Source organism: Pseudomonas sp. TNT2022 ID1044, assembly GCF_028656895.1.
GTDB lineage: Bacteria > Pseudomonadota > Gammaproteobacteria > Pseudomonadales > Pseudomonadaceae > Aquipseudomonas > Aquipseudomonas reinekei.
Genome location: NZ_JAMDHB010000001.1, coordinates 412,990 through 433,426, shown reverse-complemented (window position 1 = coordinate 433,426; position 20,437 = coordinate 412,990). Strand labels below are relative to the sequence as shown.

Genomic DNA, 20,437 nt, shown 5'->3' with positions numbered 1-20,437 from the left:
TAGGGGAAAGCTCCTCGGCGAGGCTGAAAGCTCACGCCGAGAGAGACTTCGCGAGCGTCACTGGATGTTGGCGGAAGCTTTGCGAACCTGATCGACAACCGATGGCGGCAGAGGGATGTAACCCATCGAATCGGCAATTTTCTGACCTTCAGTCAGGCTGTACTCGACCATTTCACGCATGGCTTTGGCCTTGGCCGGGTTCTCGTTTTGCTTGCGGAAGATCATCCAGGTGTAGGAAGTGATCGGGTAGGACTTGGCACCGTCCGGATCAGGCAGCCAGGCGACGAGGTTTTCAGGCATCTTCACTGCAGCCAGCGCCTCTGCACCACTCTCCGCGTTCGGCACAACGTAATTGCCGGCCTTGTTCTGCAACTGGGCGAAGTCAACCTTGGCCAGTTTGGCGAAGCCGTATTCAATGTAGCCAATCGAGCCCGGGGTCTGGCGCACGGTGGCCGTCACACCATCGTTCTTGGGCGATTTGATGAATTTGTCGCTGGCCGGCCAGTTGACGGTGTTGCCCTCACCCAGCTCTTTCTGGAACGTCGGGTTGATCGTCGCCAGGTGCTTGGTGAATACGGCGGTGGTACCGCTGGAGTCAGCACGTACGACCACGGTGATCGGTGTGTCGGTCAGTTTCAGGTCCGGGTTGGCGGCGACGATCTGTGGATCGTTCCAGCGCGTGATCTTGCCCAGAAAGATGTTGGAGTAAACGTCGCGTGGCAGCTTCAGGCCCTTGGGGTTGCCCGGCAGGTTGTAGGCCAGCACGATTTCACCCGCTGTCATCGGCAGCAACTGCGCGCCTTCGGCGACCTTGGCAATGTCTTCATCCTTCATTGCCGAGTCACTGGCCGCGAAATCAACGGTTTTGTTCAAGAAGTCCTGGACACCTGCACCACTGCCCTTGGATTGGTAATCCACGGTCACGCCAGCGGTTTTCTTGCTGAAATCCTTGAACCAGGTGAGGTAAATCGGAGCCGGAAAACTGGCACCGGAACCTGTCAGGCGAACGCTTTCCGCAGCGAAAGACACCGAGCTGGCACAAAGAGAAACCGTGATGGCTAGCGCAGCAGACTTCATGAAACTTTTCATCTGAGAATCCTTGTGATTACGGGCTCCCGAACTGTGCAACATAATTGTGACGATTTTATGAACGTCGATTGCGAAGGGCCTCGTGAGCAACGTCCATTCGTAACAAGTTACGACTATTACTTGAGGCCTTGTCGTCGTCCCCCGGCGAATCACAGCTGGTTTACTCAAAAGAATTTGAACGGCTGATAGACGCGCTCACCTAATGATCAGCTTGTGGATTTTCGCACAGGCAATGTGCCAATACCGGAACACTCCGAGAGGTGATCAACGTGGCTAAAGACGAGAAGAAAAAAAGTGAAGCTTCGAGCGCCAGCAAGGACCTGAAAAGCAAAAAATCTTCACCGGCAATCTCATCGGGCGGGGTAAAGCCCTGTACTCTTCAGTAATCCGCCAATTAGTCGATACTTGAAGTACCCCTTAGTGATCGGCGCGCCCCAATGGATCAGATTCTTTCTCTTCTCTCCGATACCATTCCCAAAGCCCAAACGCTCGAGCAGCTCACCCGCCCCTTGTTGACGCTGCTGAGTCAGATAACCGGCATGGAGTCGACGTATCTGACGACCATTGATACCGACGAAGGTGTGCAGCGTGTCGAGTTCGCACGCAATGTCGGTGAAATGGTGATTCCTGAAGGGCTGGTCGTGCCGTGGGCAGACACGCTGTGCAAGCGGGCGCTGGACGAGAATCGGATGTATTCGGATAACGTAGCCGAGTGTTGGGGCGACTCGGAGGCTGCCGCGGCGTTGGGCATCAGAACTTACGTGAGCGCGCCCATTCGATCCCAGAATGGGCAGGTGCTGGGGACGGTCTGTGCCGCCAGTTCGGCTCAGGTGACCCGCGCCCCTGAAGTGGAGCCCTTGTTGAAGCTGCTCTCAGGGTTGCTGGGCTATGCCCTTGAACGTGGACTGCTCGTTGAGCGACTCCAGGCTGCCAACGCCGAGTTGACCAAATTGGCCTTGACCGATCCCCTCACCGGCCTGTCCAACCGGCGTGCCATTCTGAACGATGCCGCACGCCTGTTCGCCTTGGCGCAGCGGGAGAAAAAGTACGTACTGATCGGTGTCATCGATCTGGATGGGTTCAAGTTCATCAACGATACCCGCGGCCACCTGGCAGGCGACGAGTTATTGCGCGGTCTGGCCACCCAGCTGCAGCATGGCCTTCGAACCAGCGACATCATCGGGCGTACAGGAGGCGATGAGTTCATCGTGATCGCCCTGGGTACGCCCTCCGAACATTCAGACCTGGCAAAAGACATGCAACATGCCGCCGACCTGCTTCAGGATCGCCTGTCCAAAGCAACGATAGGCCGATATGAGTTGGGCCATGGTCTTGGTGATATTCAATACACCGGCGCGAGTGTTGGGGTCGTGGCAGTCACACCGGGCAGCATGACTGTCGACGAGGCCACAAAGCTGGCCGACCGCGAGATGTACAAGGTGAAACAGCAGCGAAACGCTCAACGGTTGCGGGAATGACATCTACGGTCATTTAAAAAAAACTTCGCTCAAGCCTGATCCACCGCCTCGACCACGCCCTTGTCTTCACCCAGGAACCCGCCACTCTGATGCTGCCACAGCCGTGCATAGACGCCGTTTCTGGCAAGCAATTCGGTGTGCGTGCCCTGCTCGATGATGCGGCCGTCATCCATGACGATCAGCCGGTCCATGGCCGCAATCGTGGACAGCCGATGGGCGATGGCGATCACGGTCTTGCCCTGCATCATTTCATCGAGGCTTTCCTGAATGGCCACCTCGACTTCCGAGTCCAGCGCGCTGGTGGCCTCGTCAAGCAGCAGGATCGGCGCATTCTTGAGCATCACCCGGGCAATCGCCACGCGTTGGCGCTGGCCGCCCGACAACTTGATGCCCCGCTCGCCCACCAACGTGTCGTAGCCGGTGTGACCTTGCCGGTCGCTCAGTTGGCTGATGAATTCATCGGCCTGGGCATTGGCCGCGGCGCTGCGGATTTGCGCGTCGGTCGCATCCGGACGGCCGTAGGCGATGTTATCGCGGATGGAACGGTGCAGCAGCGAGGTATCCTGCGTGACCATGCCGATGGCGCTGCGCAGGCTGTCTTGCGTCACGTGTGCGATGTTTTGGCCATCAATGCGGATCTCTCCGCTGTCGACGTCATAGAAGCGCAGCAGCAAGTTGATCAGCGTGGATTTGCCGGCGCCGGAGCGGCCAACCAGGCCGATTTTTTCGCCCGGGCGGATGCTCAGGCTCAGGCCATCGAGCACCTGGCGTTCGCCGTTGTAGTTGAAGTTCACCTTGTCGAAGGTTACCGCGCCACCGGAGGTCACCAGCACGCTGGCGTCCGGCGCGTCCTGCACCTTGGTGCCGAGGGTCAGCGTCGCCATGCCGTCCTGCAGGGTGCCGATGCTCTCGAACAGCGAGGTCATTTGCCACATGATCCAGTTCGACATGCCGTTGATACGCAAGGCCATGGCGATGATTGCCGCCACGGCACCTGCGCCGACCTCACCCTGGTGCCATAGCCACAGCGCATAACCACCTGCCGCCATGATCAACGCCACCACCAAAGCCTGGTTGACGATCTCGAACTGGCTGACCAGGCGCATCTGTCGGAAGCCGGTTTGCTTGAAGTCCTCCATCGCTGCACGCGCGAAGTGCGCTTCACGATTGGAGTGGGAGAACAGTTTCACCGTCGTGATGTTGGTGTAGGCGTCCGAGATACGCCCGGTCATCATCGACCGCGCATTGGCCTGCTCCTGCCCGACTTTCCCCAAGCGGGGCACGAAGTACAGCATGGCCAGCGCGAACAACACGACCCAGGCAACGAACGGCAGCATCAGTTTCAGCGCGAAGCCGCCGGCCAGGGCGATGATCGCAATGAAGTACACCCCGATTCCGGGCACGATCTCGATCAGAGTGAACAGCACGTCGCGCACCGCCAGCGCCGTCTGCATGACCTTGGTGGTGACCCGACCAGAAAACTCATCGGAAAAGAACGACAGGCTTTGCCGCAGCATCAGGCGATGGAAATCCCAGCGCAGCCGCAGCGGCAAGTTAATCGCCAATATCTGGTGCTGCACCATCGTGCGTAACGCCACCAGCCCGACACTGGTCACCATGACGATGCCCATGCCCCACAACACGCGACTTTCCTGGGCCGCCGCCTCGCCGCCCGCCTGCCAGGTCGAAAGCAAGTCCACGACCTGCCCGAGGAAGGAAAATAGCCAGGCTTCGTAAATCGACACCGCGGCGCTGAGCAGCGCAAGCGCAAGGACGTACCCGCGGGCGCCCCGTGTACAGGCCCACAGGAAGCGGGCCAGACCGTCGGGTGGCGGTGGTACCTCGTCAGGAGGAAATGGGTCGAGCCTTCGTTCAAACACACGAAGCATGGAGTTCTCCAAATCGATCAAAGTGAGGGGATTCTGCCATTGATCGGTTGCTTTGAGGGTTTCGCGAGGTTGAAGCGTGGCGCTGTGGCCGATTGTCACGAGGATTGAGTTGCCGGGTTCAACGCTCAACGGTGCTCTGATTTTTCGTATTGACATATCGGTAAATCTCGATATCCTCGGCTCATGGACTTACTTGAAATCTTCAAAGCCCTCTCAAACCCTACGCGACTTGAAATCTTGCAAGGTTTGAAGGATCCCGCAAAGAACTTCCCTCCTCAGGATGAAGGTGACGTTCTCGTGGTGGGCGTCTGCGTCAGCAGTATTCAGCAAGGGATCGGGCTGTCGCAGTCGACGGTGTCTGGCTACCTTGCAACCCTGCAGCGGGTGGGCTTGGTCGAAGTCAGGCGCATAGGACAGTGGACTTACTACAAGCGAAACGAAGCAACCATCCGTGTTCTTGCTGAGCTCATAGGGAAAGAGCTGTAATTTTTTACCGCATTATATCGAGATTTCTCGATATCCCATTTTGTCGATATGAGGTTTCACAATGAAAGCGATGATCCTTAAAGCATTTGGCGGCCCTGAATCCTTCGAACTGCGCGACGTGCCCAAGCCGGTGCCGCATGCGGGACAAGTTCTGGTGCGGGTACACGCCACCTCCATCAATCCATTGGATTACCAGGTTCGACGTGGCGACTACTCCGACCTGGTCCCACTGCCGGCCATTACCGGACACGACGTTTCCGGCGTGGTCGAAGCCGTTGGGCCGGGTGTGACGAACTTCGCTCCAGGAGACGAAGTCTGGTACACCCCGCAAATATTTGACGGTCCGGGAAGTTATGCCGAGTACCACGTTGCAGCTGAAAACATTATCGGCAAGAAGCCTGCCTCACTCAGCCACCTTGAGGCGGCGAGCCTGACCCTGGTGGGCGGGACGGCGTGGGAAGCACTGGTCGTGCGTGCAGCGCTCCGAGTCGGGGAAAGCATTCTTATACACGGCGGTGCCGGCGGGGTCGGCCATGTGGCGATCCAGCTCGCAAAAGCGATAGGTGCAAAAGTGTTCACGACCGTGCGCGAAGCAAACGCTGAGTTCGCACGGAACATGGGTGCCGATGTGATCATCGACTACGAAAAAGAAGATTATGTTGACGCCGTCATGCGCGAAACAGGTGGTCGCGGCGTTGATGTCGTGTTCGACACCATCGGCGGCAACGCCTTGACGCGCAGCCCCGACGCACTCGCACAACTGGGCCGCGTGGTCACGATCGTCGACATTGCACAACCACAAAACGTCGTTCAGGCCTGGGGCAAAAACGCGAGTTATCACTTCGTTTTCACACGACAGAATCGCGGCAAGCTTGATGAATTGAGCGCTTTGATAGAGCGCGGTCAGCTGCGGCCACACGTCGGCGCTGTCTATTCACTCGCCGACCTGGCGCTCGCCCATGCCCGGTTGGAGAGTCCCAACAACGGCCTTCAAGGCAAAGTCGTGATTGCAGTGGAGCCATCGCTCATCTCGTAAGTGAGAGGAAAAAGGGGGGCAGAATTGTAATCTGCCCCCCTTTTTTCGCTCGTTCGATCTAAAGCATTTTCTCCAGGCCAATCGCGTCGCTGAGCCAGGCTTTGAAGCTGCGCCATTTGCCGCCGGGCTCTTTGCGCAAGGTATACAGGCGACCGTCGTCTTCAGCGATCCAGACGACTTCGCCGTTTTCCAGGCGAGCCTGGTAACTCACGGCCGGCGCCATGCCCTCCTCCGCCAGCCTGCGCATGTAACCCGCCAATTCAGGGCTGTCGACCAGCACCCCGACCTCCGTATTCCAAAACACTGAGCGCGGGTCGAAATTGAAGGAACCGATGAACACTTTCTGCTTGTCGAGGATCATGGCCTTGGTGTGCAAGCTGGAGTCCGAACCACCGCTGAAACCAAAGGAAGAGCCGCCACTGGGATCGTCCGGCTGGCGCCGCAGCTCATAAAGCTTCACGCCATGTTCGAGCAGGGTTTTGCGGTAAGGCGCATAGCCGCCGTGCACCGCCGGTACATCGGTGGCTTCCAGTGAGTTGGTCAGCAGCCGCACATCAACACCGGCGTCGGCACGCCCGAGCAGGTAGCGCATACCCGGCTGTTGCGGGACGAAATACGCCGAGATCAGGATCAGTTCCTTGTTGACGCTGTCGAGTTCAGGCCGCAGTTGTGTGGCCATCAATAGCGCGCGGTTCGGTTCGCCGTCGGCCAGTACTTTGCTCGGCGCATCCCACATTGCCGTGGCATGCGCCCAGATAAGCTGCCGGCGCCAGGTCGCGAGTTGCGGTTGCGTCCGGTAGGTCATGAGGTGGTCGAACAGGGCCTTGTTTTCGATCCGGGTGCTCTGCAGCGATTGCTCCAGGCGTTGGCGGCTCTGGGTCAGGTCCTCTGCTGTCGGCTTGTTGATCAGGAAGTCACTGATCGGCTGGCTCAGGGCGCTGTTCCAGTATTGATCGAAGCTATGGCCCAATTGCTCGGAGACCGGGCCGAAGCACAACAGGTCCATGTCGGTGAAATTGAGGTCGGGCTTGGCATCGAAATATTCATCCCCCAGGTTGCGCCCGCCGACGATCGCCGCGCTGTTGTCGGCCAGCCACAGTTTGTTGTGCATGCGCCGGTGCTGTTGGGACAGATTGAGCAGTCGGCCCATGGTGCGGGTGACCAGAGTGCTGCGCCCGAGATGCAAAGGATTGAAGACACGGATATGGATGTTCGGGTGCACGGCCAGGGTCGCGATGACTTCTTCCTGGCCGTCGCTGGCGGTGTCATCGAGCAGTATGCGCACCCGTACGCCACGATCGGCGGCCAGCAGCATTTCCCGCACCAGGGCCCGGGTGCTGAGCCCGTTATGCACGATGTAATACTGCACATCGATGCTTTTCTGCGCATTGCGGATCAACTCGGCACGCGCGCGGAACGCTTCACTGCTATTCGGCAGCAGGCGAAAACCCGAGCGTCCCTGATGCCGGGCGGCCTCTGCCTGGATCGAGCGCCCGAAAGCCGAATCACCAGCGGGTATTGCCTCGCTGAAGTCACGGGGCAAACGCGTGGTAACGCAACCAGCGAGAAGCAGCGCGAGCAACAGGGTGAGGAAGAACCGGAATGTGGGCAAGGCGCTCGTCCTCAACCTCGATGGGTGGGCAATCGGCACACCTCAGTCTAGTAAAGCCCTGACGCTCGTTTCACATTTAAAACAAATTCGTAATTCCCCCTCGTCGGGTGACTTAAAAAAACACTTCACGGGTTACCGGGATAGAGCTTTCAACCCCTGTTGAACGTCAACCAGGCCCCCCAGAACAAGCTGCTGAAGAAACGAGTCGCGTCCCCGAATCCGGCGTCGTTCAGCAGTTTTTGCACCGCTGCCTCAGAATGTGGCGGGTCAGCGCCCTGGAGGATTTTCCCCAGTTTGACCTTCACTTCATCCGGGCTAGCCCCTTGCTGTCGCCACCGCTGGCCCCAGGCAGCCAGCAATAGGGGCTGGCTGGCATATGCGTATTGATTTCCCGCGACAATCAACGGCGCACCCGGCTTCAGATGAGCCCGAATGCATTGCAACAGTTGGTGTTTGGCATCATCACCCTCCAGATGATGCAGGACACCGATCAACGTGGCGGCGTCGTAGGACTGGTCTGCGTCGAGATCTTCAATGTGCCCCAGATGCAGGTCCGTTCTTTCCAATAAGTTGTTCAGCTTTAACTGGTGCTTCGCTGCCTCCAGCATGGGTTCGGATGGATCAATGGCGGTGAAGCGCCAACCGGGTTCCAGAGTCGCCATGGCAATGATTTCCTGCGCCGTGCCACCCGCGCCAACGACCAGTATCTTCGCCGAGGCTGTCGTGCCGAGGCTTGCCGCCAGCATGCATGCAGCAAGGTCATGACAGGCATCGTACCCCGCTAATGCAATACGGCTCTGGCGTCCGTACTCATTGGCCCGTGCGGTATCAAATTTTTCAGCTGGGTTGAGCGGTAATGATTTCAAGGCAGTTCTCCATGTCCTTGAATCAAGTTATGTCATCCATAGTCATAATCAAAATTCATTAATTTCATGGATTGAATTCCTTTCAGGAATAAATCCTTGGTTTGGGATTAATGAACAAGCCTCATGAACCCTTGCCGATTTACTCGTCTAGTCTCCACTCGTTAGCTGGCTTACTGTTTCTCTAACGCAAACGTCGGGAGATCGATATGCACAAGCGCACACTCGGAAACAGTTCACTCGAAGTGTCAGCCCTGGGCTTGGGTTGCATGGGCCTGAGCCATGGTTATGGCCCGGCGACTGACACACAACAAGCCATTACGCTGATCCGTTCGGCGGTTGACCGAGGCGTTACGTTCTTCGATACCGCCGAGTTCTACGGCCCCTATCTCAATGAGCAAGTTGTGGGCGAAGCGCTAGCGCCCCTTCGCGATCAAATCGTGATCGCCACAAAATTCGGCTTCGCCGTAGGCGCAGATAATAAAAAGCAGGCCCTGGACAGCCGGCCCGAACGCATTCGACTCGCCGTCGAGGGTTCATTGCGCCGGCTGAAGACCGATTTCATCGATTTGCTTTACCAGCATCGGGTTGACCCGGACGTACCGATTGAAGACGTCGCCGGTGTAGTGAGAGATCTGATTGGCGAAGGCAAGGTCAAGCACTTCGGCCTTTCGGAAGCCGGTGTGCAAACCATTCGCCGTGCACATGCGGTGCAACCAGTCACGGCGCTGCAAAGCGAATACTCATTGTGGTGGCGTGAACCTGAGCAGGAAATCCTGCCGACACTCAAGGAGCTGGGGATCGGCTTCGTGCCGTTCAGCCCACTGGGCAAGGGTTTTCTCACCGGCACAGTAGCGGCCGACGCCACATACGGCAGCGACGATTTTCGCAGCATCGTGCCGCGCTTCAGCCAGTCGGCACTGCAAGCCAATCAAGGATTGGTGGTGTTGATCCGCCAGATCGCCGCGCAAAAACAAGCGACACCGGCGCAGATCGCACTGGCCTGGTTGCTCGCGCAGGCACCGTGGATTGTGCCGATTCCCGGGACGACCAAATTGCATCGCCTGGAAGAAAACCTTGGCGGAGCGGACATCACCCTCGACGCGGGCGAACTCCAGGCCATTGAGACCGCACTGGCGCAGATCCGCATCGAAGGCGAGCGTTATCCCGAGGCCCTCAAGGCGCGCGTCGGGCGATGAACAACGATCACGATCCACTACGGCGCACGGTCATCGCCGCACTGGCGAGCGCCCCGCTGCTGTCATTTGCCGATACGCAAAACGCCAGCGAAATACCGCGTTCAGGTTCGCGAATTCTGGTGGCGTACTTTTCGCGCTCCGGCAATACCCGCGTGGTCGCCGGCCTCATCCAGCGCGGATTGGCTGCCGACCTGTTCGAGATCCGCCCGGCCAAAGCCTATCCCGAGGACTACCTGCAAACCGTCGAGCAGACGCGTCATGAGCGCGACAGCGGCTTCGAGCCCGAGCTGGAAAGCAAGGTTCACGCTCTGAACGACTACGACACGATTTATCTCGGCTTTCCGATCTGGGGTGAGACCACCCCGCCAATCGTGCGTGCTTTTCTGAGCGCTCACGACCTGACTGGCAAAACCCTCATCCCCTTCAACACCCACGGTGGTTACGGCTTGGGCAATAGCCGCAGCGTCCTCGAAAAGCACGCGCCCAAGGCTAAGGTGATGGAAGGTTTTGTGATGGAGGGTGAGCAGGAGCGCAAGACCATGGAGCGCGTGAATGGCTGGTTGAGCGATCACCCTCTCACCCGCTAATCGATTTCTGGATTGGAGAAGCACCATGAAAACCCGCACGCTGGGCAACGGCCTGGAAGTTTCCGCATTGGGCCTCGGCTGCATGAGCATGACCTCCGCCTACGGCCCGGCCGCCGACAAACCGAGCATGATCAAGCTGATTCGCTCGGCCCATGAACAAGGCATCACCTTGTTCGACACCGCTGAGGCGTATGGCCCATTCGCTAATGAAGAGTTGTTGGGCGAGGCCTTGCAACCGATCCGCGAACAGGTGGTCATCGCCAGCAAATTCGGTTTCGATATTGACCTGATCACCGGCGCACGAGGCGGCGGCACCAATAGCCGACCCGAGCATATCCGTGCCGTGGCAGAGGCGTCGTTGAAGCGTTTGCGCACCGATTGCATCGACCTGTTTTATCAGCATCGCGTTGATCCGCAGGTGCCGATCGAAGACGTGGCGGGCACCGTCAAGGAGCTGATCGCCGAGGGCAAGGTCAAGCATTTCGGCCTGTCCGAGGCCGGTGTGCAAACCATCCGCCGGGCACACGCCGTGCAACCGCTAACAGCGGTGCAGAGCGAGTATTCGCTGTTCTGGCGTGGCCCGGAGCATGAACTGCTTGGCGTACTGGAGGAACTGGGTATCGGCTTCGTGCCGTTCAGTCCACTCGGCGCTGGCTACCTCACGGGTCAGATCGATGAGAACACCCAGTTTGACGCCAGCGATTTCCGCAATTTTGTCCCGCGTTTTTCACCTGAGGCGCGCAAGGCCAACCTGGCGTTGGTCGACGTGGTGAAGGCCGTTGCCGAGCGTAAGCATGCGACGCCTGCACAAGTGGCGCTGGCCTGGTTGCTGGCGCAGAAACCGTGGATCGTGCCGATCCCGGGCACGACCAAACAACATCGACTGAAAGAGAACCTGGGCGCGGTCGAGCTGGAGCTGACCGGCGAGGATCTGCGCGTGATCAACGAGCAGATGGCGCAGATTCAGGTGCAGGGTGAACGCCTGCCGGAATCGGCGCTGAAGATGACCGGGCTCTGAGCCTTGCCACCGCTGCTCCGGGCGCGGAGCAGCTTCACTGTCTGACCGGAGTTGATTCGATGAACCGATTGATCGCACCGCTTGTTGCCTTGTCGCTGTTGAGCGCAGAAACCCAGGCCGCCAGCGAAATCCGCATCACCCAGAATGGCGCACAGCCCTCGATCAAGGGCGCAGCGGAAAATTTCACCGGCACGGTACGCGTTGATGGCCTGTTCAAGGGTGATCTGCCGGCGCGCATCGGCGGCGGCACGGTGACCTTCGAACCCGGCGCGCGTACCGCCTGGCACAGCCATCCGTTGGGGCAAACGCTGATCGTCACCGCCGGGGTTGGCTACGTGCAGCAGGAAGGTGGGCCGCGCCAGGAAATCCGTCCGGGCGACATTGTCTGGATTCCGCCGAATACCCGTCACTGGCATGGCGCCACACCGAGCAACGGCATGACCCACATCGCGATTGCAGAAGCCGAGGACGGCAAGACCGTGACTTGGGCAGAGAAAGTCTCGGAGGCGCAATACGGCGGTAAATGAAGTTACGGAATGTGTCGAAATCGTAGCGCGACACCCTCGCGGTGAGCAGTCAAAAAACCTCCAGCCCCCGTGTTTAAGCGGGGTCGCCAGGTTTTCAGCGGCAATCGTAAAAACGACTCATGAGTTCTGCTCAGGAGTCCTTGCGCAATATCGGGGTTAATCGCCACAACCGTCCTCCGTACGATCCAGTGACACCGCAGCGACCCCGCAATGCACGGAGCCTTTCACGATGACCCCTGACGCAAGCAAGTCCCGCCCCCATCCCGCGCTGATGGCGCTCTGTCTGAGCCTTGGGGTGATGTTCAGCGTTACCACTCCAGCAGCCGAGGCATCGCAAACCATGACCCGCACACAAGCCAGCGCAGAAACTCTGTCGAGCCAACAGCAGGCGATTCCCCTGATCGCAGCGTTCATGGCGACCAGTCACATGCCGCACCTCAACGCCGCCCTCAATCAAGGCCTCGACGCCGGCCTGACCATCAGCGAAACCCGGGAAATTCTGGTGCAGCTCTATGCCTACGTCGGCTTTCCGCGCAGCCTTAATGCCTTGAACGAACTGATGAGCGTGGTGCAAGCGCGCAAACAACGGGGCATCGACGATGCGCCGGGGCGTGAGCCAAACCGGGCGATTCCAACCGGTGATGAGCTGCTGGCGGCTCGCACATGCTGGCGAGCCTGCGCGTCGGGCTCAGCGCAGCGCAGTTGCGCCAAGTCATCGAGCAGTTGAAAAAGCACGGCGATGCACAGACTGCCGAACGTGCAAACACGGCGCTGACCCAGGCCCTTGAAGCTTCGGGGAAATAACATGAAACCTGCAAAACACTTGCTCGGCATTACCCTGTTCAGCCTGTTGGCAGCCTGTGCGAACCAGCCCGATGGCTCAGGCCCTTTAATGATTCAGGCACAAGGCAGCTTCGCCGCCGGTGGAACGATGACCACGGCGCCGGGCACGTTCAACCCGCGCAAGCCGATGGCGCCGGATGGCCAGACCTATCACGGTGACCACGCCTACACCTTCTACCAGATCCCGGTCGATGCGCGAAAACTGCCCATCGTCATGTGGCATGGCGCAGGCCAGTTCTCCAAGACCTGGGAAACCACCGCCGATGGTCGTGAAGGTTTTCAGACCATTTTTTTGCGCCGTCACTTTGGTGTGTACCTGATCGACCAGCCGCGACGTGGCGATGCCGGGCGCAGCATGGTCGAGGCGACGGTCAAACCGACGCCGGACGAGCAGCTGTGGTTCAACCAGTTTCGCATCGGCCTGTGGCCCAACTACTTCAACGGTGTGCAGGTAGCCCAGGACGCGCAGACGCGCGAGCAATTCTTCCGGGCAATGACACCCAACACCGGGCCGTTCGACATGGACGTAGTGTCTGATGGTGTGTCGGCGGTCTTCAACAGAATCGGCCCCGGCATCCTGTTCACGCACTCGCAAGGTGGCGGGCCGGGTTGGCTGACCGCGATCAAGAATGACAAGGTCAAGGCCATTGTCGCCTTCGAGCCGGGTAGCAGCTTTGTCTTCCCGCAGGGTCAGGTGCCCGCGCCGATCTCCAGCGCCTTCGACACGGTGCAGGGTGCAGCCGTGCCGATGGATCAGTTCATGGCACTCACGCGCATTCCGATCCTGATCGTCTATGGCGACAACATCCCGGAGCAAGCCGTCGACCTGCCCGCCCAGGACAGTTGGCGCGCCCGCTTGAAGATGGCCCGGCTTTGGCGCGATGCCGTCAACCAACACGGCGGAGACGTAAGGCTGATCCATTTGCCGGAGGTCGGCATCAAGGGCAATACCCACTTCCCCATGTCCGATTTGAACAACGTGCAGATCGCGGATCTGGTGTCGAGTTTCCTGAAAGAAAAGCATCTGGACTAACCAGGGCTCACATCCACTTTTTCCAACTGCCCTTCTTTTAATTGCTCAGGAGTTTCACGTGATAAACACCTTTATGAAAGCCACGCTCATGTCGGCGCTGGTTGGCCTTTCTGCGGGCGAAGCCTTTGCTGCGGACTACAAAAAAAACCCGTTCACACTGGCTTACGACGGCGCAATTACCAAGAACGAGCCCGGCAAGGTCAACATCCATCCGGTCAGCTACAAGCTCAATGGCCTGGACATCGCGGCCAACGTTTACACGCCGGCCAACTACGATGCGAAGAAGGTCTACCCGACCGTCGTGGTTGCGCATCCGAACGGTGGCGTCAAAGAGCAAGTCGCCGGACTGTATGCCCAGCGACTGGCTGAACAGGGCTACATCACCATCACTGCCGACGCGGCCTATCAGGGCGCCAGCGGTGGTCAGCCACGCAGCATTGACAAGCCGGCGTATCGCATCGAAGACATCCATGGCATGGCCGACTTCATTTCCCAGTACGCGGGGGTTGATAGCAAACGCCTGGGCTTGCTCGGCATCTGCGGCGGTGGGGGCTATTCGTTGGCCGCCGCGCAAACCGACAAACGCTTCAAATCGCTGGCAACCGTCAGCATGTTCAACTCCGGCCGCGTCCGTCGCAACGGCTACAACGACTCGCAACTGGATACTATCCAGCAACGCCTGCAACAGGCTTCCGCTGCGCGCGCTCAGGAGGCGGCTGGTGGCGCGGTGCTCTATTCGGGTGACGCCAACCTCACCGACGAGCAGATCGCCAAACTGCCCTTCGAACTGTACCGCCAGGGCTACGAGTACTACTGGAAAACCCACGCGCACCCGAATTCAACGTTCAAGTACACCACCAGCAGCCTGCTGGACCTGATGCGTTTCGACTCGACCAACCAGATCGAGCTGATCAATCAGCCGTTGCTGATGATTGCAGGCAGCAAGGCCGACAGCCTGTACATGACCCAGGATGCGTTCCCCAAGGCCACCGGTACCAAGGACAAGGAAATGTTCATCATCGACGGCGCCACCCACATCGAAACCTACTGGGTGCCGCGTTATGTCGATGCGGCAATGGGCAAGCTGACTGAGTTTTACGCACGCACCCTTTGACGGGATCTTCGGGGGGTCGCGTATCCAGGCGGAACCTGCTTACATGGAATAATCACGCGCTCCCCATGAGAGGTTCTCATCAATGTCCCGCGCCAATCTCAATGATCTGCAAGCCTTCGTGGTCATTACCCGCGAAGGCAGTTTCACCCGCGCGGCAGCACAGCTGGGCGTCTCGCAGTCCGCGCTGAGCCACACCATGCGTGCACTGGAAACCCGGCTCGGTGTCCGCCTGCTGACCCGAACCACGCGCAGCGTCTCACCCACCGAGGCCGGTCAACGGTTGTATCAAACCATGGCGCCGCGCTTTGACGAGATTGAACTGGAACTGGCGGCGGTCAGCGAGTTTCGCGACACCCCGGCAGGGAACGTGCGGATTCAAGCTTCAGAACATGCAGCCAACAATATTCTGTGGCCCAAGTTGTTGAAGGTGCTTCCCGACTATCCGGACATCAAGGTCGAAATCACCGTCGACTACGCCCTCTCCGACATCGTCGCTCAGCGCTACGACGCCGGCGTGCGGCTGGGGGACCAAGTGGCCAAGGATATGATCGCCGTGCCCATCGGCCCGTCGTTGCGCATCGCGGTTGTAGGGTCTCCCGACTACTTCAAACAGAGACCGATTCCCACGGCACCCGGAGATCTGGCGGCGCACAACTGCATCAACCTGCGCCTGCCGACTCATGGGAGCCTGATGCAATGGGATTTTGAAAAGGACGGTCACGAACTCAAGGCACGCGTCGAAGGGCAATGGACGTTCAACAGCAGCGTGCCGATTCTGCGTGCCGCTGTGGCCGGATGCGGTTTAGGGTTTCTGCCAGAAGACATGGTCGCAAAAGAGCTGGCTGACGGCAGTCTGGTGCGAGTTCTTGAGGACTGGTGCCAGCCCTTTGCGGGCTATCACCTCTACTATCCGAATCGCCGGGAACACTCCTCAGCATTTGGCGTTGTGGTTGATGCTCTGATCTATAAGCGTGGACTTGCCCCTATAAAACCGGACACCAACTCCCCGTTAAATTGATGTTCCCGCTAAGCGCCTGAACTCCCTCGGTGAACGATATTTCAAGGCGCTGTGCGGATGCTGCTCGTTGTAATGCTCGAAGGCAATTGCCAGGTTGCGCAGCGCCGTTTCTCGATCCGGCTTGGGCATGTGCGCCACATAATCACGTTTGAGCGTCTTCACGAAGCTCTCGGCCATGCCGTTGCTCTGCGGGCTGCGAACTGGGGTGGTCACCGGCTGCAAACCGATCTGTCGAGCAAACAGGCGTGTCTGTTCGGCGGTGTACGCCGAGCCGTTGTCGCTTAGCCATTGCACCGGCGTAGCGGGCAGTTGATCACCAAAGCGCTTCTCCACGCTTTCCAGCATCAAGTCGCGGATATCATCGCCGCTGTACCCGGTCGGGCTCGCGACCCAGCCGATGGCTTCGCGATCACAGCAATCGAGGGCGAAGGTCACGCTCAGTTTGGCACCGTCCTCGCAACGGAACTCAAAGCCGTCCGAGCACCAACGCGTATCACTGGTTTCCACTGCAATACGGCCTTCGTGCCGACGCGGCACGCCGGGCTGTTTGATCCGGCGTTCAAGCAAAAGGTTGTGGTCACGCATCACCCGGTAAATCCGTTTCACGTTGACCGCCGGCAGCGACCGCTTTTCACGTGCACGACGCAGCAGTCCCCAGACGCGACGGTATCCATAACTGGGCAGTTCGCTGACCTCTTGCTGGATTTCAGCGACCAGTTCTACATCGTTCACAGGCCTGCTTCGCCGCACTTTGGGCGATACCGATTGCTTGATTCGAACCGTTAATTGCGAGCGCGCCACACCGAGACATTCGCTGACCAGCTTCACTGGTCGTCCCCCGGCAACAAGGGTGAGTGCGCAATCCATTTTCGCGACCGGGCGATCTCCACGGCCTCTTTGAGGATTTCGGCTTCCATCGTTTTCTTGCCCAGCATCCGTTGCAGTTCACGGATCTGCTTGAGCGCATCGCTTAGCTCGGAGGCAGGCACCACGGCTTCGCCAGCACTGACCGCCGACAGGCTGCCGTCCTGATACAGCTTGCGCCACAAGAACAACTGATTGGCATTGATGCCGTTGCGCCGAGCGACGACCGACACACTTTGTCCTGGCTCAAGGCTCTCGCGAACCATGGCCAGCTTTTGCTCTGGACTCCGGCGGCGCCGCCGCTCCTGGCCCAAAAGCTCCCCACTCTTGTCGTTGCTATTAGTCATAAACATAACCGTTTGCCTATCCCTTATCGTAAGGGGGAAACGGTGTCCTGTCTTTCATGGGGCTCGTTCAAAGCGCTGAACTACCAACATCACAACGCTCCGCGTTGTTCTTCATGGTGTTCCTGTCTGCGGCCTACCCAGCCGACGAACAACGCCCGCGGCGGCAGCGGTCATGTCGAGCCGCGCGTGCCCGCTATTAAGCGCTAACACCGCCTAACTGGCGGGCCTCATCGTATGTCGTCATGCTCAAGTCTCACCACTCAAGGTCTGGCAACCTCGCTGTGCCCCGGTTGCCTGAGCAGTTGAACAGATGACGCAGAGGTATCAGATCATGGCCGAAGGTTATCGCGTGGGTTGCCTTAGCACAGCTGAGAGACTTGGAAATGACGAGTTGCATGCCTTGATGGATGCCGTTGTCCGACGTGACAAACGTGAGTCACTACGACTTTTCGCGACAGTGATCCCCTTATTCATCGCCTTTTATGAAGGCCAGGTGCAAGCCGGGCGCATCAAGCATGCAGAGACAGCAAGCCTGGTTCAGCAAGCCCTCAAGGCGCTCTATCTCGGACAGCCACGATACGACCCGAACTTGCCATTCCGGTCGTGGATTCTCGACATCGCACGCTCCACGCTACTTGGAACACCGGATGCAGAAGCCGCTTTTGATCCGCCTGCCAGTGTGGCGACGCGCAACCGCCGTGAAGCCTTGCATGTCACGTGATTCGAACGTTCGATGCCGCGCTATAAAGCCAGGAAGTACGCATGATCAATATCGAAAAAACCCTCTACACAGGCCATACCTACACAACAGGCGGGCGTGAGGGCTGCGGCCGCAGCCATGATGGACGACTCGATCTCAAGCTTTCCCCGCCCGGCGCGCCCGGAACAGGCACCAACCCCGAGCAGTTGTTCGCCATTTGCTGGTCTGCCTGTTTTCTCGGCTCTCTGCGCCATGCCTGTAACGCCCGCAAGATCACCTTTCCCCCGATGGCCGGCGTCGATGCCCAAGTCGACTTGATTCATGGCGAACAGGGTTTTGCCATTCAGGCCCGGTTGGTCGTGTCGTTGCCCGATATCGAGTCGGACACCGCCTTGCAACTCATTGAAGCGGCGAACCAGAATTGCCCGTACTCTTATCCGATCAATCCCTTCGATTTGACCACGGTCTGGCCACACCGCGATTAGCCGCTGATCGAAGTCGGAATGCTTGAGCTCAACCGCAATCCCGACAACTACTTCGCCGACCAGCTACGTGCTGCGTCTCAGCTCGAAATGGCTCGGGTCATAGCCGACTACACTGGTTCCTTGAACTCTGAGACAGTTGAGGAAATGCACATGCTCAAGATATGGATAATGCTGCTATGCATTGGCCTTGCGAGTTGCAGCCGGGTGGATGTGCAGACCTACAGCCAGGAGACGCCCACGCTTGAGTTGCGCGAATTCTTCGAGGGCCGGGTTGAAGCGTGGGGTATGTTTCAAAAGCGTTCAGGCGAGGTAACCAAGCGCTTCCATGTGGTGATCAATGGCCACTCCGAAGGCAACAAGCTGATCCTCGACGAATCGTTTACCTACAGCGATGGAACCAAGCAAAAACGCGTGTGGACGCTAACCCCTGCTGGCCCTGGCCAATGGCGCGGAACCGCTGGCGACGTGGTGGGCGAGGCGCTTGGTGAGGTGGCAGGCAATGCACTGCGCTGGAAATATGTGCTGAGCCTTCCGGTGGATGGCACGGTGTACGAGGTTCACTTGGACGACTGGATGTACCTGATGGACAAGAACACCCTGATCAATCGCTCGTTCATGAGCAAATTCGGGGTGGAGGTCGGTCAGATCACCTTGTTCTTCCGCAAGCAGCCTTGAGGTCGCGGGTGACTGCGCCATGGCGAGCCGGCGGTTTTTGGCCCTGTGGAACTGGAATCGCGCGTCAGGCAGCGTTCGACCTCCGCCAGTTGACCTACCCCCTCCACTCCCGTGGGCTGACTCCCGTCTTGCGACGAAATGCCCGGGCCAGTGCCGACGGGCTTTCATAGCCGACTTCTTCGGCGATCAGGGCGATGGGCTTGCCCTCGCGCAAGCGTTTCTGCGCCAGGCTGATGCGCCAGCTCACCAGATAATCCACCGGCGCCTGGCCGACCACGCGTTTGAAATGCTCGGCAAAACTGGCCCGCGACATGTTGGCCGCCGCCGATAATTCGGCCACGCTCCAAGGTTTGCCTGGTGATTCGTGCATGAGATTCAACGGGCGCGCCAGGCGTGGATCGGCGAGGCCGGCCATCATGCCCGGTTGTTGGTTGCGACTGCTGAGGATATGGCGCAGTAGCAGGATCACTACCAGTTCGAACAGCCGATCCATCACCGCTTCCCGGCCGCAAGTGCCCGCGAAAGCTTCATCGAACAGCCATTGCAGGGTGCTGGCCAGGGTGGGGATTTCATCCAGTTTCAGCACCAGGAAATCCGGTAGCGCAGTAGCCAGGGCATTGCCGGCGCCGCCGTCGAAATCCAGTGATGCGCAGACCAATTGCGTGCCGGAAGCATCATCGGCAAACAAGCGGTGACGATAGGGGCGCGGGAAGAAAATCAAGGTCGGTTCGGTGAGGTGCAGCGTTCGTTCGTCCGCCAGTTTGAGCGACAACTGACCGCCCTGAAGCAGATGCAGATGGCCGCACGCCTGGCTGCCATCGAACGCCGTCGTGCCGCAAAACGTGCCGCTGTGGAAGGTGCCGGCGTTGACGCCGAAATGGCTGAGCAAAGTGGACAAGCGATCCATGGGGTCTCCCGGGAGCGATTCTGGACGATCTGTCGCATATCGTCGACGATTTGCATCCAATAGGCCAGAGCATATCACTAGCATGGACTCCGTACTCAGCGCCTGTCGCGCTTCAATCCTCGGAGAATCGCCATGACCCGCATTGCCCCTGTCAACCTCGAACACACCACCGACGCCACCCGCCCGATGCTGGAAGGCGTGCAAAAGAAAATAGGTTTCCTGCCCAATGTTTTCCGCGTGCTGGCCCTCGCCCCGGCCGTGCTGGCGTCGTACCTGCAAAACTCGGCGGCCCTGGGCAAGACCTCGCTGAGCGCCACGCAGAAGGAAGCCATCTCCCTCGCCACCTCGCAGGTCAACGGCTGCGAATACTGCCTGGCCGCGCACACGCTGTTTGCCAGCAAGGCCGGGCTCACCCATCAGGAAATTCGCAGTGCCCGTATAGGTCAGCTGGACGCTTATGCCCTGCTCGCCCGGCAGATCACGGAAAGCCGTGGCCACTTGAGCAGCGAGCAGATCGCCGCCGCCCGCGCCGCCGGAATCAATGACGCGAAGATCATCGAAGTGATCGCCCACGTGGCCTCACAGACCCTGACCAACTACCTGAACAACGTCGCCCTGACCGATATCGACTTCCCGGCCATCGACGCCTGATCAACTTGCTGCGGAG

Annotated in this window: 20 protein-coding genes and 1 pseudogene; 15 read left to right on the top strand and 6 right to left on the bottom strand. The window is 59.0% G+C overall.

Going from position 1 to position 20,437, the window contains the following annotated elements; genetic code table 11:
* Positions 1–57: 57 nt before the first annotated feature.
* On the bottom strand, positions 58–1,089 hold the full coding sequence (gene pstS, locus M5G20_RS02010; protein ID WP_273917652.1) for a phosphate ABC transporter substrate-binding protein PstS: 1,032 nt from the start codon (positions 1,087–1,089) through the stop codon (positions 58–60).
* Between the two features lie 437 nt (positions 1,090–1,526).
* Between pstS and M5G20_RS02005 the strand changes: the two genes are divergently transcribed.
* A complete protein-coding gene (locus M5G20_RS02005; protein ID WP_273917651.1) occupies positions 1,527–2,567 on the top strand; it encodes a GGDEF domain-containing protein in 1,041 nt (346 codons plus the stop codon).
* Positions 2,568–2,596: 29 nt separating this feature from the next.
* Here M5G20_RS02005 and M5G20_RS02000 read toward each other — a convergent pair whose 3' ends face one another.
* Positions 2,597–4,456: an ABC transporter ATP-binding protein gene (locus M5G20_RS02000; protein WP_273917650.1), complete on the bottom strand. Its 1,860-nt coding sequence runs from the start codon at positions 4,454–4,456 to the stop codon at positions 2,597–2,599.
* 183 nt (positions 4,457–4,639) lie between these two features.
* Between M5G20_RS02000 and M5G20_RS01995 the strand changes: the two genes are divergently transcribed.
* Positions 4,640–4,942, top strand: a complete 303-nt coding sequence (locus tag M5G20_RS01995) for an ArsR/SmtB family transcription factor (protein WP_075945282.1) — start codon at positions 4,640–4,642, stop codon at positions 4,940–4,942.
* 61 nt (positions 4,943–5,003) lie between these two features.
* Positions 5,004–5,978 (top strand): zinc-dependent alcohol dehydrogenase family protein, encoded by a 975-nt coding sequence (locus tag M5G20_RS01990; RefSeq protein WP_273917649.1) that lies wholly within the window; start codon positions 5,004–5,006, stop codon positions 5,976–5,978.
* Between the two features lie 58 nt (positions 5,979–6,036).
* Here M5G20_RS01990 and M5G20_RS01985 read toward each other — a convergent pair whose 3' ends face one another.
* Together M5G20_RS01985 and M5G20_RS01980 are read right to left on the bottom strand one after the other, a co-directional pair.
* A complete protein-coding gene (locus M5G20_RS01985; protein WP_273917648.1) occupies positions 6,037–7,590 on the bottom strand; it encodes a phospholipase D family protein in 1,554 nt (517 codons plus the stop codon).
* Between the two features lie 149 nt (positions 7,591–7,739).
* Entirely contained in the window at positions 7,740–8,456 is a 717-nt protein-coding gene (locus M5G20_RS01980) for a class I SAM-dependent methyltransferase (RefSeq protein WP_273917647.1), read from the bottom strand.
* Between the two features lie 206 nt (positions 8,457–8,662).
* Here M5G20_RS01980 and M5G20_RS01975 point away from each other — a divergent pair, with 206 nt between their 5' ends.
* The 8 genes and pseudogenes from M5G20_RS01975 to M5G20_RS01940 all read left to right on the top strand — a co-directional run bounded on the left by M5G20_RS01975 (position 8,663) and on the right by M5G20_RS01940 (position 15,792).
* Positions 8,663–9,652 carry an aldo/keto reductase gene (locus M5G20_RS01975; RefSeq protein ID WP_273917646.1) on the top strand — a complete coding sequence of 330 codons (990 nt, stop codon included), beginning with the start codon at positions 8,663–8,665 and terminating at the stop codon, positions 9,650–9,652.
* Positions 9,649–10,239: a flavodoxin gene (locus M5G20_RS01970; RefSeq protein WP_273917645.1), complete on the top strand. Its 591-nt coding sequence runs from the start codon at positions 9,649–9,651 to the stop codon at positions 10,237–10,239. The genes M5G20_RS01975 and M5G20_RS01970 overlap by 4 nt, the downstream gene beginning before the upstream one ends.
* Before the next feature lie 25 nt (positions 10,240–10,264).
* Positions 10,265–11,257: an aldo/keto reductase gene (locus M5G20_RS01965; protein WP_273917644.1), complete on the top strand. Its 993-nt coding sequence runs from the start codon at positions 10,265–10,267 to the stop codon at positions 11,255–11,257.
* 59 nt (positions 11,258–11,316) lie between these two features.
* Positions 11,317–11,784 (top strand): (R)-mandelonitrile lyase, encoded by a 468-nt coding sequence (locus M5G20_RS01960; RefSeq protein ID WP_273917643.1) that lies wholly within the window; start codon positions 11,317–11,319, stop codon positions 11,782–11,784.
* Positions 11,785–12,013: 229 nt separating this feature from the next.
* A pseudogene (locus M5G20_RS01955) lies at positions 12,014–12,588 on the top strand (carboxymuconolactone decarboxylase family protein).
* Between the two features lie 127 nt (positions 12,589–12,715).
* On the top strand, positions 12,716–13,660 hold the full coding sequence (locus M5G20_RS01950; protein ID WP_273918058.1) for an alpha/beta hydrolase: 945 nt from the start codon (positions 12,716–12,718) through the stop codon (positions 13,658–13,660).
* Positions 13,661–13,733: 73 nt separating this feature from the next.
* The gene (locus M5G20_RS01945) at positions 13,734–14,774 is read left to right on the top strand and encodes an alpha/beta hydrolase (RefSeq protein WP_443218282.1); all 1,041 of its coding nucleotides are present in this window, start codon (positions 13,734–13,736) and stop codon (positions 14,772–14,774) included.
* A gap of 82 nt (positions 14,775–14,856) precedes the next feature.
* Positions 14,857–15,792 carry a LysR family transcriptional regulator gene (locus M5G20_RS01940; protein ID WP_273917641.1) on the top strand — a complete coding sequence of 312 codons (936 nt, stop codon included), beginning with the start codon at positions 14,857–14,859 and terminating at the stop codon, positions 15,790–15,792.
* Here M5G20_RS01940 and M5G20_RS01935 read toward each other — a convergent pair.
* Positions 15,784–17,003, bottom strand: a protein-coding gene (locus M5G20_RS01935; protein ID WP_273917640.1) for an IS3 family transposase whose coding sequence is annotated in 2 segments (ribosomal slippage) — positions 15,784–16,658 and positions 16,658–17,003 — 1,221 coding nt in all. Because the reading frame shifts where the segments join, the coding sequence is not laid out codon by codon here. The genes M5G20_RS01940 and M5G20_RS01935 overlap by 9 nt on opposite strands.
* Before the next feature lie 331 nt (positions 17,004–17,334).
* Here M5G20_RS01935 and M5G20_RS01930 point away from each other — a divergent pair.
* From M5G20_RS01930 to M5G20_RS01920, 3 genes are all read left to right on the top strand, one after another.
* The gene (locus tag M5G20_RS01930; protein ID WP_273917639.1) at positions 17,335–17,724 is read left to right on the top strand and encodes a hypothetical protein; all 390 of its coding nucleotides are present in this window, start codon (positions 17,335–17,337) and stop codon (positions 17,722–17,724) included.
* Positions 17,725–17,765: 41 nt separating this feature from the next.
* Positions 17,766–18,188 carry an Ohr family peroxiredoxin gene (locus M5G20_RS01925; RefSeq protein ID WP_273917638.1) on the top strand — a complete coding sequence of 141 codons (423 nt, stop codon included), beginning with the start codon at positions 17,766–17,768 and terminating at the stop codon, positions 18,186–18,188.
* 150 nt (positions 18,189–18,338) lie between these two features.
* Entirely contained in the window at positions 18,339–18,863 is a 525-nt protein-coding gene (locus M5G20_RS01920) for a DUF3833 domain-containing protein (RefSeq protein WP_150732523.1), read from the top strand.
* A 94-nt stretch (positions 18,864–18,957) separates the two neighbouring features.
* Here the strand turns inward: M5G20_RS01920 and M5G20_RS01915 are convergent, their stop codons facing one another.
* A complete protein-coding gene (locus M5G20_RS01915) occupies positions 18,958–19,770 on the bottom strand; it encodes an AraC family transcriptional regulator (RefSeq protein ID WP_273917637.1) in 813 nt (270 codons plus the stop codon).
* Positions 19,771–19,902: 132 nt separating this feature from the next.
* Here M5G20_RS01915 and M5G20_RS01910 point away from each other — a divergent pair, with 132 nt between their 5' ends.
* Positions 19,903–20,421, top strand: a complete 519-nt coding sequence (locus M5G20_RS01910; RefSeq protein ID WP_273917636.1) for a carboxymuconolactone decarboxylase family protein — start codon at positions 19,903–19,905, stop codon at positions 20,419–20,421.
* The last annotated feature ends 16 nt before the right edge of the window (positions 20,422–20,437 follow it).